The 17722-nt window shown below is 50.5% G+C and carries 12 protein-coding genes; 8 read left to right on the top strand and 4 right to left on the bottom strand.

Annotated elements, in window-relative coordinates; all coding sequences use genetic code 11:
• Positions 1-33: 33 nt before the first annotated feature.
• On the bottom strand, positions 34-1167 hold the full coding sequence (locus G5574_RS22120; protein WP_244964701.1) for an ABC transporter substrate-binding protein: 1134 nt from the start codon (positions 1165-1167) through the stop codon (positions 34-36).
• Positions 1154-3283: a TonB-dependent siderophore receptor gene (locus G5574_RS22115; protein WP_164483318.1), complete on the bottom strand. Its 2130-nt coding sequence runs from the start codon at positions 3281-3283 to the stop codon at positions 1154-1156. Before G5574_RS22115 ends, G5574_RS22120 begins: the two co-directional genes overlap by 14 nt.
• A 490-nt stretch (positions 3284-3773) precedes the next feature.
• Between G5574_RS22115 and G5574_RS22110 the strand changes: the two genes are divergently transcribed.
• From G5574_RS22110 to G5574_RS22090, 5 genes are all read left to right on the top strand, one after another.
• A complete protein-coding gene (locus G5574_RS22110) occupies positions 3774-4652 on the top strand; it encodes a MurR/RpiR family transcriptional regulator (RefSeq protein ID WP_164483317.1) in 879 nt (292 codons plus the stop codon).
• A gap of 296 nt (positions 4653-4948) precedes the next feature.
• Positions 4949-6922 (top strand): autotransporter outer membrane beta-barrel domain-containing protein, encoded by a 1974-nt coding sequence (locus G5574_RS22105; RefSeq protein WP_164483316.1) that lies wholly within the window; start codon positions 4949-4951, stop codon positions 6920-6922.
• A 229-nt stretch (positions 6923-7151) separates the two neighbouring features.
• Complete coding sequence (gene rluF / locus G5574_RS22100) at positions 7152-8024, top strand: 23S rRNA pseudouridine(2604) synthase RluF (protein ID WP_164483315.1); 873 nt, start codon at positions 7152-7154, stop codon at positions 8022-8024.
• Between the two features lie 8 nt (positions 8025-8032).
• Positions 8033-8554, top strand: coding sequence for a GrpB family protein (locus G5574_RS22095; protein WP_226375663.1), 522 nt, complete (start codon positions 8033-8035; stop codon positions 8552-8554).
• Between the two features lie 216 nt (positions 8555-8770).
• Positions 8771-9442 (top strand): hypothetical protein, encoded by a 672-nt coding sequence (locus G5574_RS22090; RefSeq protein ID WP_033742365.1) that lies wholly within the window; start codon positions 8771-8773, stop codon positions 9440-9442.
• A 44-nt stretch (positions 9443-9486) separates the two neighbouring features.
• On the opposite strand, the gene G5574_RS22085 is transcribed toward G5574_RS22090, so the two are convergent.
• A complete protein-coding gene (locus G5574_RS22085; protein WP_164483314.1) occupies positions 9487-11259 on the bottom strand; it encodes an EAL domain-containing protein in 1773 nt (590 codons plus the stop codon).
• A 668-nt stretch (positions 11260-11927) separates the two neighbouring features.
• Between G5574_RS22085 and G5574_RS22080 the strand changes: the two genes are divergently transcribed.
• On the top strand, positions 11928-13121 hold the full coding sequence (locus tag G5574_RS22080; RefSeq protein WP_054634040.1) for a diguanylate phosphodiesterase: 1194 nt from the start codon (positions 11928-11930) through the stop codon (positions 13119-13121).
• Between the two features lie 448 nt (positions 13122-13569).
• Positions 13570-14340, top strand: coding sequence for a DeoR/GlpR family DNA-binding transcription regulator (locus G5574_RS22075; RefSeq protein ID WP_033742616.1), 771 nt, complete (start codon positions 13570-13572; stop codon positions 14338-14340).
• A 514-nt stretch (positions 14341-14854) separates the two neighbouring features.
• On the opposite strand, the gene G5574_RS22070 is transcribed toward G5574_RS22075, so the two are convergent.
• Positions 14855-15094 (bottom strand): hypothetical protein, encoded by a 240-nt coding sequence (locus tag G5574_RS22070; RefSeq protein ID WP_006122003.1) that lies wholly within the window; start codon positions 15092-15094, stop codon positions 14855-14857.
• 822 nt (positions 15095-15916) lie between these two features.
• Between G5574_RS22070 and G5574_RS22065 the strand changes: the two genes are divergently transcribed.
• Entirely contained in the window at positions 15917-17683 is a 1767-nt protein-coding gene (locus G5574_RS22065) for a sensor domain-containing phosphodiesterase (RefSeq protein WP_058702513.1), read from the top strand.
• Positions 17684-17722: the final 39 nt, after the last annotated feature.

The raw sequence follows: 17722 nt of genomic DNA, 5'->3' as shown, positions 1-17722 counted from the left end.
GGCGTCACCATTACGACGCCGGTCAATCCGTGATCAGGTATTGGGCGTCAGCTCACAGAAATAGGTGCCGGAATACGGAACCGGCAGAAAATCAGTAAACAGCTGGCGCAGCGTTTTTTCAGGATCAATATCGTTAAAGAGCGCGGGATGAAGCGTTTTGGCAAAAAATTCTGCCGCGACAACGTGCCAGGGGCTGAGGTAAAAATTATGCCACAGGGCCGCCGCGTGGCCGTCCTGCAACGCACGCAACGACTTCAGGCCCGTTTGTTGCGCGGTCAGTTGCCGCAGCGAGGCGCGCGTTTCAGCCTGCGTGATGGCAGGGCCAATACGCAAATCGGACGTATCATTACGATCGCCGCTGCCCGTTGCAAAATAGAAGTCCGGATGTGACGCAATCACCGTTTCTTCATTCAACCGGCCGAAAACGCCGGAAACCGTTTTGCTGGCAATGTTTTCGCCGCCGGCAAACGCCAGTATCTCACCAAGGCTGCCGTTTACCGACGTCACACAGCATTCATTTCGACGTCCCAGATGCAACTGCAGAAGTACGGTGGGCTTCTTCCCGCGAAACTGAGCGAGGCGCTGCGCAAGGGTCTGCATATGTTGCTGATAAAACGCATTCAAAGCCGAGGCTCGCTCACCCTGATCGAGCACCTCTCCCAGAATGGCTACGCTGCGGGTCGTATTTTCAAGGAGATGCACCCGCAGGTCGATTTTCACGACCGGGATATGCGCGGATTTCAGGACGCGCTCCAGCCGTTGTCCGGCCTCACTGCTGCGCGCCAGTGCCGGCAAAATTACCACATCGGGTTGTAATGCGATCACCTTCTCAGGGTTGATGTCATTTGATCCCTCCTGACCTAATGACGCGATATGCTGCATTTCAGGAAACTGACGCGCGAAAATATCCCATGTCTGACGATCGTACTTTTTCAGATCCTCGGGCCAGCCGACCAGCCTTTTGAAAGGGTTGCCGGGTTCCAGCAGTGCGTAGGTGTAAAGCACCCGGCTTTCGCCCAGCACAATACGCACAGGATGATCGGGAACGGTGACCTTATCGCCGTTGATATCGGTGATGGTTTTGCCCCAGCCCAGGCTACTGAAGGTCAAAGCCAACAGCAGGAGCGTTCGTAGCAGGCTGCGTTTACAGAAATCAGAATTCAACACGGGCTTGTACCATCAGGTTGCGGGTTTCACCTTCACGTACGCGCAGGTTTCCGCCGCTCGACGTGTAATAGTGTTTATTAAACAGGTTATTCAGATTCAGTCGTATCTGTGTTTTCTTGCCCAGCAACGCGTTGTTCCAGGCAATAAAGCTGTCCGCTACGACATAATCCGGTAAGGTAAAACTGTTGTCAGGATCGCCAGCACGACTGCCAACATAGCGGGCGCCGCCGCCGACACGAAAATCACCGGGCACGTTGCTGACGATCAGATTATGGCTCAGGTAAAGCGCACCGGACTGCTCTGGTGCGTTCTGTAAGCGATTGCCATTATTCGCCGGGTTAATCCGGTCATCGACAATTTCAGCGTTGTCATAGCTGTAACTGGCACTGACATCCCAGTCCTGGACCACTTCACCATTAAGCTCAACCTCAACGCCCTGCGAGCGCGCCTTGTTGATCGGACGGTTAGTACCGTTGATGTTTAGTGTCATCCGCTTTTCATCGATTCTGTACAGCGCCAGCGAGGCAAAGAGGCGCGGAGAAAGTTGCCATTTGCTGCCAACCTCCCAGGTGGTGCCCTGCTCAGGCTTACTGACGTTTCCTTCATCGTCGACATCCGTCGATGGGGTGAACGATTTACTCATGCTGGCATAGAGCGAAACATCCGGTGTGATTTTATAAATCAGCCCGGTTTGTGGCAGGAAGGTATTTCCCTCATCATTCAGCGTTTCAACGACCGGATTAAATCCTTTTGACGCGCGTTGTTCGTAATGTTGATAACGTCCGCCAATGACCGCAATCCAGTCTGGAGTAAGCGAAATACTGTCTTTTAAATAAACCGAACGGCTGTGGATACGGTTAAGGTTGTTAGCATTTGCCGTATTTTCGGTTGTGCTGTCGGTTACCGGTGACAGCAGGTCATAAGTGGGGTTGAGGTAGTTAAAGCGGCGGTCATTTTTGCCCTGATACTGGTGCGCCCGGTACGTCTGGTTCATTTCATAATCCGTACCGAAGACCAGCGCATGCGCCATGCCGAATATCTCCGGATTCCCCAGGACGTCCCATGACAGATATTTGGTTTGCTGATTAAATCCGCGATTGGCATCAGCGCGCCGGGTAACCACGCCGGTAGCAGGATTAATCGCCGTGACCCGAACTTCGTTATTGTCATAACGGCGCTGATTCCAGCCAAGCGTCAGGCGCGTGCTCCAGCTGTCGTTGAACTGCCAGTCGTAATGCGCGTTCAGTGCCTGATTATGTCCCCAGGCATGATTCGCTTTGTCATCCAGTCGCTGTTTATAACCGACATCGAGTGGTGCGCCATTAATAAAAGCGGTACCGCGATCGTAAGGAATGTCATAACGATAGTCGCTGTAGCTGACCAACAGGCTGGCTTTCTCACCGTACCATTGCAATGACGGTGCGAGCAGAGAATGCGCATCACTGCCAAAATTGCGCCAGTAATCCTGACGCTGCTTCTCTGCGATGAGCCTGAAAGCAAAACCATTACCCAGCGGGCCGGTGACATCGAGCGTACCGGCTCCACCGCCTTCACTTGCGTAGCGCCCACTGACGGAAGACTCCCATGAATAGCGTGGTTTTTTGCTGATGACATTGATGATACCGCCCGGATTTTGAATGCCATAGAGCAGAGATGCCGATCCCTTGAGTACCTCAACCCGCTCCGTGGTCGCATCCAGATTTAACCCCTGGCTGCTTCGTATACCATCGCGATATATCGAGCCATCAGAATTGCTACCGAAGGCACGGCGAACGAAACCGTCCTCTGTTCCTGCCAACGTGTTGGCTTCCGCAACACCACTGACGAAGCGCATCGCATCGCTCAGATTGCTGACCTGATAATCATTAAGCTGCTGTTGTGTCACGGTACTGACAGACTGGGCCTCGTCGAGACGCGCCGTCGGCATTTTACTGCCAACGCTGCTGGTGGTGGCTGCATAGCCCTCTTCACGGTCAGCATCGCTGGTGACGGTGACGGTATCATCCCCGGTGGCGGCAATGCTGTTACCGGCCGGAAGCCAGGCGCTGGAACAGATCGCCACTATTAAAGCCTGCTGAAATCTGAGGTTCTTACTCTCGCCTGGACGTGTTTTCATTATATTTTTTCGCTGATCATCAAAAACAAAATAAACGTAAAGGCCACGTTAAACGTGGGGGTTTTTCGCCTTCAGGCGGAGGTTTTTGCGTCCGTCCTGGTAGGCTGTTTTGTAATTGAGAATCATTCAATCATTGAGTAATGTAGTAGTAAATATAAAAACATTTATTTTTACTACATTTTCAGGAGAGTGTATTAACGATGATTTAACTGTTTTTATATTGTTAAATCATTAATTTTCATGAATTAAAAAAGTTATTCTGGCGAAGTGTATCCATGAGAAGAAGCATAACCTTGCTGTTCGTGAGGGAGAAAAGGCTTGCTGACTACAGCCGGGCGAGACATGCTTAGCGCAGGCGAAGCAAGAACAGTATCGTCGAAGGGGCTTACCCTGTCAGGTTCACACATTATCGTTCAGGATTTAACGGGGGCGTGAGAGTGTTTCATCTCATCGGTGTTTTTAACAGTAATCAGCGTGACAGGCTTCCTTGATGCAGGCCAGAAGTCGTACAGATATATTGGGCGAGCGTTTGCGTTCGCGGGAACAGCAACTCTCACCCCGCCTGCTGGCTGTTGCACATTATCTTCACACCAACCGGGAAACGGTTCTGGACAGCACTGCCATGGATATCGCCCGCGCGAACAACACATCGGATGCGACCGTGATTCGCGCCATTCAGGCACTGGGTTTTTCAGGACTGCGCGATTTGAAAAACGTCCTTCAGGCCTGGTTTGGTCCCGGCCTCTCTTCAGAAGAGAAAATGCTGAGCACCGTCAATGCTATGACGCATGATGTTTCGTCGTCGATAGACTTCGTATTGCAGGGGCATCTCCATGCGTGTCAGGTACTGGCCTCTGAGCAAAACCGCCAGGCGCTGGCCGAAGCGACGGGGTTACTGAGTGAAGCCCGCCAGGTGGCCGTTTTCGGGATTAACGCCTCGGGTATTCTGGCTGACTACACCGTCCGCCTGTTAAATCGCATCGGTTTGCCAGCCTTCTCACTTAACCGTTCATGTATTGCGCTGGCGGAACAGATGCTGGCGCTGCAACGGGGCGATGTGCTGATCATGATGGCACAAAAGTCGGCACATCGCGAAGGAACAACAGTGGTGCGTGAGGCCAAAAGGCTGGGCATTCCGATAATTCTTCTCACCCATGCGACCGACGCCTTCTTTGCCCGGGAAGCGGATGTGGTTATTGACGTGCCACGCGGCGGGGAAAAAGGGCGCATCCCGTTACACGGCACAGTGATGGTTTGCCTTGAAATGTTGATTCTCTCGGTGGCCGCTTCCCTGCCAGATCGTACGACTAAGACCATGAAACGGCTACAGGATTTCTACCGTGGTCTTAAGCCTGCCATAAAAAAATAAATCCTTCGTTCAGATGTCACACGACAAGAGGAGAGTTGAGCCAGTACATGGCTGGCGCAGCTTAACGCTTTCGCTCACCCTGCAACGCCTGGATGTGTTTCCTCAATACCTGGCGTGATCGGGTTTGCAAAAGTGGCTGACACTTTTCGGAATGGCTTAAAAATTTTTCGTTTTTGCGAACTCACGTCAGCTTTCGTCTGGAGCGTTCTTCAATCTGCGGCTATTACTCAGCCGTGATGTTTATTTGCTGTTCTTTTGATTTATCCATCCTTGTTATTTCCTGAATGGAGCTGGTCATGAAGAAAAATCGTGCATGGTTTCCTGTGTCGTTCGTCGCGCTTGCCATCCTGGTAAGCCCACCAGCGGTGATGGCCTGGGACAGTCTTACCGTATTTGGCGACAGCCTGAGTGATACAGGTAACGTCGGCCGTTTTACCTACGATTCTGCCAGTCATCCACTCTATGATGAAATCATCGCCCGTGACGCGGGACTGATGCTGCAGCCGTCCTCTCAGGGCGGGAGTAATTACGCGGCAGGCGGTGCTGTGGCGGTGCCCGCTCTCAATCCGCAGTTTAATACCCAGGATCAGGTTGCCCGCTATCTGTCGTCAACGAATGGCCGGGCCGATTCCAACGGGCTCTATATTCACTGGATCGGCGGGAATGACCTGGCCGCTGCCACGCTCATTCCCAGCCCCTCGCTGGCGCTTTCTCTGGTTGACAACAGCGCCGGTGCGGCCGCCAGCCAGGTCAGCGCGTTACTGAATGCGGGCGCTAGTACGGTGATAGTGCCAACCGTGCCTAATGTCGGTGCGACGCCTGCCCTGATAGAAGGAATACTTCAGGGGGCCGGTTCCGCAGCGGTGGCGGCGGCGTTTCAGTCACTGAACGCGGCGACCATGTTCACTACGGCGGAACGGCAGCAGGCTATCCAGACGGCTTTCGGTCAGGCCGCTGCGCAGCTCTCTGCCATACCGGCGGTTCGTGACCTGATCGCACAACAGCTGTTCGCCACCTGGCAGCAGTTAAGCGATCAGGCGGCTTCTCTGACGGCCCGTTACAATCAGCAGGAAGAAAACGCGCTGGCGGCTGCACAGGGGAATATTGTTCGGGTCGATATTAATGGGCTTTTTAATGAAGTGATCGCCAGTCCGGCGCTTTATGGTCTTACTAACACCGCAGGCATGGCCTGTCCACCGGGCACCTCTTCCGCCGTCTGTACTTCGTCGACAGCGGGTTTCTCATCGCAACAGACTTTTTTGTTTGCCGATCGTCTTCATCCCAGCCCTGCGGTGCATGCCCTGATTGCTGACTACATTCAGTCAATCCTGGATGCACCAGCCCAGGTCGCGGTACTGACGCAGGCACCGCTGACGATGCTGCAGGATGTGCATAACACGCTGGACAGTCATCTCCAGCAGCAGCGCAGGCAACCCGCTGAAGCCGGAGAATTCACCGTGTTTGGCGGTTACGCCGGTCAGCACGCGCGCAACAAACGTGATGTTTTTAATGATGGCGACACAGATACTGCAAACCTGTCAGCCGGCATGGGTTATCAGCTGACCGACAACCTGCAGGCAGGGGCGTTGCTGTCAACGGCCAGCCAACGACAGCATCCCTCTGAACGTTATGATTACCGGCTGCACGGCAACATGGTGGCACTCTGGAGCCAGCTACAACTGATGGACAGACTGTGGGTCAACGCCGATATCCATTATGCGGATCTGGATTACGACAGCATTGAACGTCAGATAAAACTTGGCCCTGCGGTCCGCACTGAACAGGGCAGCAGTAGTGGAAAGCTGATGGGCACGCGGGTTCAAACCGGTTGGGATTTTCCCTTAAACGAGACGATTACCACGGGGCCTGTTGTCAGCTATGCGCTGGATTATGTGCGGGCCGACGGTTATCAGGAACGCGGCGACAGCAGCAGTGCGATGCGTTTCTCCGATCAAACACGGCATTCACAAACTGGCGCAGTGGGGTGGCGCATTGATACCCAGGGATTAGGAATCAATCCCTGGGCACAGGTCAGTTATAACCATCAGTTTGGCGACACGGATACATCGGTGAGTGCAGGTCTGAAATCGACACGAACGGCTTTCCGACAAAGCCGTTCGAATCAGGATAAAGACTGGGCGGATATAGCTGTAGGGGCCAATGTCCCCATCGGCGACGCGGTTAGCGCTTTTGCCGCTGTGTCGACGGTGGCGAGCGCACGTGATTATCATGAGGTCACCTGGAACCTTGGCATGAGCGCGCGGTTTTAGTACCTGCCCGGTGCAGAGCTATGGGCGTCGCATCGATCAGGCCCGGGTCAGCGCCATCGAAAAAGGCGCGGGACGAGACTGATGTGTCACGTCGTCTGCCTGCACTTTCAGGTTCAAAACGCAGAGGATATGGCCTGATTTTACTGGCCGATGAAGGGGCCAAAAGTTTAATGCCTTCTGCTTCGCAAGCGAGAGCGGGTAAGGTATAGTGCGCGTTTTTGGAGGAACCATGCTGACGCATTCATCAACACGACTCAATAAATACATCAGTGAGAGCGGAATCTGCTCCCGCCGCGATGCTGATCGCTTTATCGAACAGGGCAACGTTTTTATCAATGGTAAACGCGCAGCCGTTGGTGCCCAGGTTTTTGCTGGCGATGTCGTAAAAGTGAATGGTCAGCTGATTGAGCCTCGTGATGAAGGTGATTTGGTGCTGATCGCGCTGAATAAACCCACAGGCATTATCACCACAATGGAAGAGGGCGAACGCGATAACATCAGTGATTTTGTTAATCACAGTAAACGCGTTTTTCCCATCGGTCGTCTCGATAAAGATTCGCAGGGACTTATTTTCCTGACCAATCATGGCGATCTGGTCAATAAAATTTTGCGTGCAGGCAATAACCACGAAAAAGAATATGTCGTCACTGTTGATAAGCCCGTTACCGATGAATTTATTGCCGGTATGGCAGCCGGCGTTCCCATGTTGGGCACGGTAACCAAAAAGTGCAAAGTGAAGAAAGAAGCATCCTACGTGTTTCGTATTACGCTGGTACAGGGGCTTAATCGGCAGATCCGTCGTATGTGCAAACACTTTGGGTATGAAGTCACCAAACTGGAACGCACGCGCATTATGAATGTAAATCTCAAAGGTATTCCTTTGGGTGAATGGCGCGATCTGACGGATGATGAATTAATCGAACTGTTTAAGCTGCTCGAAAATTCCACTTCTGATGACAAATCGGCAAAAAAGACGCCGCAGAAAAAATCTCCTGCAAAAAAACCAGGGAATAGCCAACCTAAATCGAGCGTAAAAGCTGATGATAAGCCCGCTTCACGCAAGCGATTTACGCAGCCGGGTCGCAAGAAAAAAGGGCGCTAAAAAGCGAAATGATAAACGGGCGTCAGATAATCGTGAGTGAGTATTGTCCTGAATGGGCGAATCATTTCTCTGCTGAGGCGGCTGTGTTAGCGGCAAGATTGGGTAAACACCTTGTCGCTATTCATCATATTGGTAGCACTGCGGTGCCAGGATTAGCGGCCAAACCGATCATCGATATTTTGCTGGAAGTGATTACTCATGATTCGTCTGACATTACGTCAGCGTTGTGCGCCTCTGGCTATCAGGCGCGTGGCGAAAACGGTATGCCAGGAAGACGCTATTATACCAAGAGCCTTCAGGGCCGCCGTACGCATCACGTCCATGCTTTTATCCAGGGCAGTCCAGATATCATCCGGCATCTGGCGTTTCGGGATTATTTGCGAAAATATCCAGACATCCGCGACAGCTATGCGGCAGTGAAATACGCCGCGCAACGTGACTGCCGGGGGGAGAGTAACGTTTACTGTGAATTAAAAAATGCGTTTGTTCAGACCCATCAGCAACGCGCACTAGCCCTCTATCCCTTCTGAATTATCTCTCTTTATTTTCCTTTTGCAAAATTTAGCCTTGCCTTGTCTGCACATTCAATGATGCAGCCTGATGCTTATGGCTACAGACGGCATCACAGAACGATAAGTAAGACGGTGCCCAAAAGGAAAGCGCAACGTCGCATAATCAGATGACGGCACCTTTTCAGTAGTAAAATGGCATGGCAGGATACGCTAAATTACAAAGGAGTGGGCCTGATGTTACTGAAAGGTATGAATGATCCGTTGTTCAAAGCGTATCAGCATCCCAAAGCAAGGCTAATGATAAGTCGTTTCAGAGGATTAGCCGGTGACCGGCGGCTTAGCGACTGGCAGGTATTTTGTATTCTGGTCAACGGTTTTACTAACTACTGGTATGTGCATTCAGGCAATTTCACCATCAATGTCACCTTAACCAAGACGCGTCAGTTCGATTTTATGCAGGATTTTTTGCATTTCACGGTGACGCTGGATGGTCTGTTAAGCGACGAGAATTTCCGCTGTCCCGACTTTATTTTGCCCCATTATGATGTGCCTTATGAATTTTGCCGTTGGCGGAGTAAACGTGGCTACGATTCGCAAACCACCTATGTGGGCAAACATGGTGTGAAGTCCCACAAAGGCCTGTTCATTGCAACTCATGATCCGATCAGAGATGAATATCAGATGAAATGGGAAGGCATTATTACGGTTTTTGATAAAGCCTTTTTTAAAATGGGAAACTTCAACACCACCTGCGATTTTTTAATCAACGATATTACCAAGACTATCCATGAGGGCGTGGTGAAACATCTGAGCCTGTATCGCGATCTGTACCATTATCTGTTTCCCTCACCCACAGAAGCGCGTATCCAGGCTCGTGATACGAAACGCCATCTGGCCAGAAAATAAATACCAGCAGGATAGTCCACGAGTACAGAACGGGGAGAAAACGCTTATCCCGGTAACTTCCATTTCAGCCAGGGATCGAGTTCCGTTTCTGTCATAGGTTTAATGTTGAAATATTCATAGGTAGCCTCACTGTTATCTGAGGTGACCACAGAGGCGGGACGATCGCTGTGGGCTAAAACAAGGAGGTTGAGCTCTTTGAGCGTCGTAAAAATACTGTGTGCGATAAGTCGGGAAGTAATATTTGCATGAATTTGGTTGGCCAGTGTTTTATCCAGTTTTATAACATCAGGCGGCATCCCGCGCAGATAGCGTATTTTGCGATAGCCTTTCGCGATATATTCCCATGTCATTGTGAATCCCATACGTCTTAGCATTTCCAGGCCCAGCATGGCTGAGGGGCTGTCAATGATATGCTCTTTTTGAACGATTTTGATGACCAGCATTGACACAGGTAAGGTTGCCTTAAGCATTTTTTCCGCCAGCTTTTCTGCAAACGCCCGATCTGTCACATCCCGCTCATGAATACTGATTGTGACAGGTAACTGAATAGGATGATTACGTAGACGTTTAAGCCGGGCAATGGTGCTGTCAATCAGCCAGGTCGTGAGTGTTGTGCCCAGCTCAGTCCCAACGGCCAGTGAAGTAAAGTTATCGGCTGCCAGCTCTCCACGTTGGGGATGATGCCAACGGATCTGCGCTTCGAGGCTAACCGGTTTACCACTGAGCAAGCAAACGTTGGGCTGGAATACCAGATACAGTCCCTGGTTGCGCCGCAGCGCGTCTGCAAGATCACGCATTAAGGTGAAATCAGCGGGGGAACTCGCGTCTTTAATTCCATCACTAACAGCATCACACAGACGAACGGACGGACCGCTCACGCGTTCCAGCGCATTGACTGCCCGTCTGAGAGCGTCCTGGGGGAAGGTCTGGCCGGCGATAAAGTCGATCTGCGCGGTACAGGTCGCCAACGCCATAGTGAGGCCGTCGCCCATATCGGCATGAATTCCGTTTAACCGTTCCTCAACCCATTTTGCGCTAACGTGGCTTTCTGCACGGGTCAAAATCGCAAAACGGCCAGTCGCGATCGTGTAAATCGACTCACCACTGGCAGGCCGAAGACGTAACCTTAACAGGGTGGCGACATCCTTAAGCAAGGACTCCAGCGACGCCATGCCCAGTGACCGGGACAGGTCGTAGGCGCGTGACATATCAATACAGTCGATAAGCACCAGACGGCGCAGTGCCGTGTCATTCAGCGTGGCAAGATGCAGAATGTCGCGAAAGAGACGTTCCCGATTGGCCATGCCGGTAACAGGTTCGATAAAGGCCGCCGAATGCCAGGCTTCAAGAAAGGCAACAACCAATCCAGCCAGTGACTCTATGATCTGTTTCTGCTGGTGGCTAAAAGTCCGTGGCACCGTATCCGTCAGGCATAGCGTTCCCAGTATCTGTCCATGAGCGTTTTTCAGCGGCGTACCGACATAAAAGCGAATATAAGGGGCATGGACAATCAAAGGGTGATGGGCATAACGCGGATCAAGTCGGGTATCAGGTGCAATGACCGTCGCATCACTTTCGACAACATGCCGGCATAAGGCCTGTTCGCGCGTCGTGTCACTCAGCTCAATATTGTAATTGGCACGCACACTATGCTTATCGTCATTTAAGACAGCGATATAACTTCCATTAATACCAACTAACTGACAGGCCAGACGTAAAAACTTTTTCAGCACCTCATCCCGGCCTCTGTCTGAGAAGCGCAGTGACTGTGTTGTTCTGGTGCGGTGATATTCCTTGTCGCCAGGTTCCTGAGCCATTGCCGCTCCTGCCCATATGCTGAATGATATTGCAAAAAATAATTGTACGTTGATTTTAAAAAATAAAAGCCAATCACTATAAAAGGCGAAAGCAATTAATGCGTTGCGATATTAAACCGTCATGGAATAACCGTTTACGTCCCGGATGAAGGCCGTTTATTTTTTGAGTTAATGCGTATTGATTAATACGGCAGGTGAGGAAAGAACAGAAACCCTGGAGCCTCGAACGAAGATTTTATTTTCGCTTACGCTTTTTTATAAGGCAAATTTCTGGCTGCGATACATTTCCCGACGTGCTCCGTGCGGCATGTCGGGCCGGCTTCAGGTGGATAAATCTGCAAACCCAGAAGCGCGAGTCATCGGCAGGTGGGTTAAAACCTTTTAAAACATAGAGTTAAAAATAAATAAAAGCGCACTCATTCGCAGTTAAGAAAATATCTCTTTTAAAAGAGGTCAGGGCAGCAATCGTTCCCCGCTGAAAAAGTAACGATAATTAATGAGAAGTTGTTCCGGATTTACCTTGTGTTATTTTGTCTCGCGCGCCATCACCGTTCATCCCTGATGCAATTTAATGTAAATTATTGCGTCAGTCCGCCACCGAGACCTGCATGTTAAAGGAATAACTGATAAGCTGACGACTACAATCACGTTGATGTTGGAGATGCCCTTTGCTGACCACAATAATTTATCGCAGCCATATCTCGGATGACGTTCCTGTTAAGACGCTACCCGGAATGGTGGATGATGCCAGCATACTGAATGCGTCTCATGATGTGACCGGTATTCTGTTGTTCAATGGCACGCACTTTTTCCAGTTACTGGAAGGCCCGGAAGAGGGCGTGCTTGCCATTTATCAGCGCATTTGTGCTGATCGACGTCACCATAACCTGGTCGAGTTGATGCGTGATTATGCGCCCTCGCGTCGGTTCGGTAATGCCGGCATGGAATTGTTTGATTTACGTGAGCATGATCGTTCCACTGTGCTTCAGGCGGTGCTGGATAAAGGCACGTCGAAGTACCAGTTAACTTATGCTGACCGCGCGTTGCAGTTCCTGCGTACCTTTGTAGAGGCGCGTGAGAAAGAGAATTACTTCGAGGTATTGCCCTCCGAATACTGGGAATTCATTCCGGAAAGCACCACTGCCAGCAAGGTGACGCCTTCGGTATCGGGTATTACTTTCCGTCCCGTCGTCGATCCGCTTGCCCGTCAAGTGACGGCGATTGAGGCGATAGCGGACGCACGGCTTCGTCGTACTGAACAGCGCGATTCGTCAAAGCAGTTACATGATGCCGATCTTGACGCGGTGATTACAGCGTTCAGGATGGCCGGGCGGGCCTGCCCGGACGAGATGACGCTGTATGTCAGTCTGCTGCCTATGACGCTGGTTGTCGTACCTGATGCGGTTCAGACCATTGTTGCGGCCATAAATGCTGCAGGACTGGTCCCTGAGCAGGTGGTCATTGGTGTCAGCGAAACGGAAGTTATTTCACGCGTGGAAGCTTTTTCGGTTGCCGTCAGGGAGCTTAAGGCTGCGGGCATCAGTCTGTCCGTCGATAATTTTGGTGCCGGTTCCGCCGGGCTCTCGTTATTGACACATATTCAGCCCGACCGGATTCGCATTGACTCAAGTATCACTTCCGATGTTCACCGCAGTGGTCCGAAACAAGCCGTGGTTCAGGCCATTATAAAATGTTGCTCTGCCTTAGAGATTACGGTCATTGCTGCCGGCATCGTGAAAGCGGAGGAGTGGATGTGGCTGGAAGCAGCGGGCGTGATTAATTTCCAGGGCAGTTTATTTGCTCCTTCAGGTGCGCTTCATTCAGACGCGGTGGCCTGGCCGGAATATCGAAGCGCGATGTAAGGTCCGGTTAATATTATATGTCACGATAAAGACATCGTATCACTCGCAGCAGGGACCGCTGCCGTTTTGATTGCGTCAGCAGTGCTCCAGATACCGCATTCAACCTGTCCCGACTTCACGCCTGAATCAGTCATCTCGCCTTTCACATCAAATTTTTACCGTCCTCGTTTCAGACGAAGTGGGACGAAACCTTATATTCATCTAAGAGCATTAATACGCCGTCGCTCGCTGAGAAGTCATGCTGAACAGAATGCTTTCGCGATGAGAGTATGCATGGCGCAGGAAAGCGGATCACCATCATTTCAGTCGTGCAGTGAGGAATCCAAAGGTATTTACTCACCCGTGAGCTGAGTTAATCACCTTCTCAGTATTACCTGGACAGAAAAATCGCACTTTGCGATCATATCTGCATGATCCAAAAAAAGAAAACGCCCTGGTCAATGTGAAGATGAAAGAAAACAGTCGCTTAGAATCGATAATGAATTACCTGAAAGGAAATAATCTGGTAACGGTTGAACAGCTTGTTTCGGTCACAGGCGCTTCTCCTGCCACTATCAGGCGTGATCTGATTAAACTCGATCAGGAAGGAGTGGTCAGCCGCACGCACGGGGGCGTAACGCTTAACCGCTTTATTCCATCGCAGCCCACCACGCTGGAAAAATCGTCACGGAATCAGCCTGAAAAACATGCTATTGCGCGCGTTGCAGCCACCTTCATCAAAGCAGGCGATGCAGTAATCCTTGATGCAGGGACGACGATGTTTGAGCTGGCCCGGCAAATTACCCATATGCCGCTACGTGTGATCACCAATGACTTACATATTGCACTGTTCCTCTCCGAGTTTAAGCAGATTGAAGTAACCATCATTGGTGGGCGAATCGATGAAAGCAGCCAGTCCTGCATTGGCGATCACGGTCGGAAGATGCTGAACAATATCAATCCTGACATTGCTTTCCTGAGTGGTAATGGATGGGATATGACGAAAGGCGTGACATCGCCCACGGAAGAAAAAGCGGCTCTGAAACACGATTTGATCATCAATGCGAGGCGACGTGTTTTGCTGGCAGACAGTTCAAAATACGGTGCCTGGTCTCTTTTCAATGTGGTTCATCTGGATGCGCTGACGGATATTGTCACTGACGCTAATCTGGACGCAGATGTCAGGAAAGCGCTCCTGTCCAGCAGCGTGCCTGCGTTGACTATCGCTCATCCTGCCTGAGTTGCCTGCATTATTTTGCCAGTAACAACTTACAAAAACTGATGGGCGCAGAAGCCGCAACGATGGGGCCCAGAGAAATGCGGTCAACCCGCGTTTTCTGACTCGCCCGGTGGCAGCTGAAAGCGGTGATCGCGTGTTGTGATGATATGGGGTCTCGCTTAAATCACGCGCTTGTCGCATCACATCAGTGATTCAGTAAGTGCAGAGCCGGGACAGATGCCAACAACCACAATGGACGGCATCGGTATGCGTTGACGATGAAAAGTGACCGAATCGCTTATCTTTCTGCAGAGCGTGTGGTCACGCCACACGCATCATGGCAGCGCCAGGCAGTGTCTCGAATCAAACTAAACATGGATAGATGAAGTGTTGATGCTACGGGGTGAAGAGCAGGGCTGACTAAGGGAGGATCAGTGTGTAACATGAGTCTCGCAGCGTTGACATGAATGAAGGTGAACGGGGGCGTGCCAGGACGGGGATTTACAGATGTGTAAGTATGAATACGTCACAACGGTTATTCTTCCATTGATGGTCTGAGGTAGAGCGGCGTATCGCCTTCTTCGTAGTGTTTCGGATGCCACACCATCGCGCCATTTTCATCGCCAATAAACGTCATACCTAATGGTTCAATGATCGCATAGGGCTGTGCGAACGCAGCACGGTAAACCCGTATCTCTTTCGCCATTGCCACAACCTGATCTGAAAATTCGTCGGGGTGGCTGAGAATGTAATTCAGTTGATCGTCAGTCAGCATACTTCTTTTCCTGAGCAACCCAGACCTGCTGGCGCCAACTGGCAGGGTTGTTTAACCTGTTAATCGAGTTCAGCATTGGCATTGTTCCGCCAAGGCAATAAGTGTACCAATTATCAGCGTGTCAGCCCATCATTACCGTCAGGGCGTCGTTTAATAAGCGAAAAGAAAAGCTGTTCAGCATACCGTAGCCGGTGATAGCGGGCTAACGTCCATTTCCTTACGCTTTCAGCCAGAAGTCTGCTGACATTTATCGTTTTTGCAGACACTAAGATGCCTGAACTGTTCTGTATTCCTCGCGCCATCACGAAGCCCCGACCGTGTTTGTTAATCTTTGCTTCCATAACTTTACATTTTGCATTTAATTAACGCCTGTGCTGTCAGGATGTTTTGCCATTATTAAGTTCTTATCTCTTACAGAAAAGCTTAAGTAATATTTCATAACGGCAGTCTTACAGGCTCGCAACAGGTAATAACTGAATGCGCATTCATTACTGAGAGAGGCAGCCTGTGGCAAGATAAAGCGTCGGGAGAAAAAACCGCTTAACGTGGACCAATACCCTTAATGGGGTAAGCGGATCGATTATTGTGCCTGAACATTGACAGCGATGTCGTCTCCTCACCAAAAGTGCCGCCTGTGTGTCGGGCATAATGCAGAACGTTGTGACATTTACGGTTAAAAATGACTTAAAACCTTTTCTTGCATGTTATACAGTCTCGCATGGCCTCTTGTTTGCTATAAATTGTCGGTCAATGTGGCGCTAAATATTTAAAATTAGGCTAAATTGTTTTCTGCGTTTTGCACCCGCACATGGGGAGGCTGTTGTGCACGATAATCAAAGTGGCAATGAAGAAAATCGTCTTAAAGCGGTTAAAGCACTTTTGTCACCTGATGTAACCAGGGATGAGGTGCTGGAAAAATTTGTACAGCTTGCCGCGCAGGCACTCGGCATTTCGGGCAGTTTTATCTCAATTATTGACGACAAAAATCAATACATTAAAGTTTCCCGCAACTTTAATCTTAAGGCGTCGTCACGTGATGTTTCCTTATGTCGACATGTTATTGATGGCGACGGCCAACTGGTCATTCAGGATACACTGCAAGACAATCGGTTCTCTTTCCATCCGTTAGTGGAAGGCGAGCCGCATATCCGCTTCTATGCGGGCGTGTCATTATGTAATGTTGAAGGGTTGGTTCTGGGCACGTTATGCGTCACAGATACGCAACCCCATACCTTTAACGATGCGCAACTCGAAACCTTAAAGTCGTTAGCGAGGCTGGTCACCTCATTTCTGGATGCCTGGAATCTGGCCAGTTTTACTGACCTGATTACGCATCTTCCTAATCGCCCGCGGTTGTTGCGTGATATGCAGCAGCTGGCCGTGAGCAATCCTGATCGACGCTTCCGCCTTATTCTTATCGACTGCATTGATATTCCGCATGCTTATGAACTCTCGCGCACCTTTGGTATCGCGCCGGTAGAAAACCTGCTCCGGCAAATCGCCGGCCTGGTCAGTGCGCGCCTCGAACTTGAGTCCGATGATATGCTTTATTCATTCGCACCGGGTCGGTTTGCCCTCATCCAGCCCTATCTTGAAGGGTACACGGCACAAAGCACGATTGATGTTCTCAAGAATTTGAAGGCGGATTTAGCGGACAATATCACGATCGATATCGACGTTTATGCAGGTGAAACAGAATTTGTCTCCCGAGAGATAGATGCCAATGAAATCGTTCGTCAGGCGGTAAGCGCACTGCATGAATGCATTTATCAGAATTGCGGTGCCATGACCTTCGATCATGCTTATGATTCGCGCCGCACGGATGATTTTCTCATCATGAATGATTTGGCACAGGCGCTGAAAAAAGACGAAGGTCTTTATCTGGCTTATCAGCCCAAAGTGTGTTTAAAAACCGGCAAAACCGTGGGGCTGGAAGCGTTGATCCGGTGGCATCACCCGGAACGAGGCGAGCTGTTCCCTGCCGATTTCGTTCCCCTGGCTGTAAAAACAAACCTGATCTCGGTGCTGACGGACTGGGTCATCGATCGTGTCATCGTTCAACTCAAAACGTGGAAACAGGAATATCAGTTAATTCCTGTCTCAGTTAACGTCAGTGAACGTGACTTTTCACGCCCCGGCTTTGCGGCAGATTTGGCCAGTAAAATGCAGGCTGCTGATTTGCCTACGTCCTTTATGGGCGTGGAGTGCCTTGAAAATGAACTCATTACAGAAAGCCATGTTGCTATAAACGGCCTGGAAGCGCTGAGAACCGAGGGGTTTGTTATCTCTCTGGATGATTTTGGCACAGGCTACAGCAACATCAGCTATTTACAGGAAATTCCCTTAGACGTTATCAAAGTTGATATGTCTCTGATTAACCGCATGGACAACGATCAGGCGTCCAGAGTGATTGTCAGAAGCATTATTCAGATGTTGAAGGAGCTGAATTATACGGTTCTGGCGGAAGGGGTCGAAACCGAAGCGACGCTGAGTCTGCTGAAGCAATATGGTTGCGACCAGATTCAGGGCTACTTTTTTTCTAAACCGCTGCCAGCCAGCGAGATTGAACACTGGCTGCTGCAAAAATAACCGGACCAGAAGGCGACAGTATTATCTGTCGCCTTATCC

This window comes from Pantoea stewartii (assembly GCF_011044475.1).
GTDB classification, from domain to species: domain Bacteria; phylum Pseudomonadota; class Gammaproteobacteria; order Enterobacterales; family Enterobacteriaceae; genus Pantoea; species Pantoea stewartii.
Note: the sequence above shows the minus strand (reverse complement) of the source record. Positions and strands in the feature narration are given on the sequence as shown.

Bases quoted from the DNA above. Each gene is read 5' to 3' on its own strand.
- G5574_RS22115 (WP_164483318.1), bottom strand. From the start codon at position 3,283: ATGAAAACACGTCCAGGCGAGAGTAAGAACCTCAGATTTCAGCAGGCT.
- G5574_RS22110 (WP_164483317.1), top strand. From the start codon at position 3,774: ATGCAGGCCAGAAGTCGTACAGATATATTGGGCGAGCGTTTGCGTTCG.
- G5574_RS22105 (WP_164483316.1), top strand. From the start codon at position 4,949: ATGAAGAAAAATCGTGCATGGTTTCCTGTGTCGTTCGTCGCGCTTGCC.
- rluF (WP_164483315.1), top strand. From the start codon at position 7,152: ATGCTGACGCATTCATCAACACGACTCAATAAATACATCAGTGAGAGC.
- G5574_RS22095 (WP_226375663.1), top strand. From the start codon at position 8,033: ATGATAAACGGGCGTCAGATAATCGTGAGTGAGTATTGTCCTGAATGG.
- G5574_RS22090 (WP_033742365.1), top strand. From the start codon at position 8,771: ATGTTACTGAAAGGTATGAATGATCCGTTGTTCAAAGCGTATCAGCAT.
- G5574_RS22085 (WP_164483314.1), bottom strand. From the start codon at position 11,259: ATGGCTCAGGAACCTGGCGACAAGGAATATCACCGCACCAGAACAACA.
- G5574_RS22075 (WP_033742616.1), top strand. From the start codon at position 13,570: ATGAAAGAAAACAGTCGCTTAGAATCGATAATGAATTACCTGAAAGGA.
- G5574_RS22070 (WP_006122003.1), bottom strand. From the start codon at position 15,094: ATGCTGACTGACGATCAACTGAATTACATTCTCAGCCACCCCGACGAA.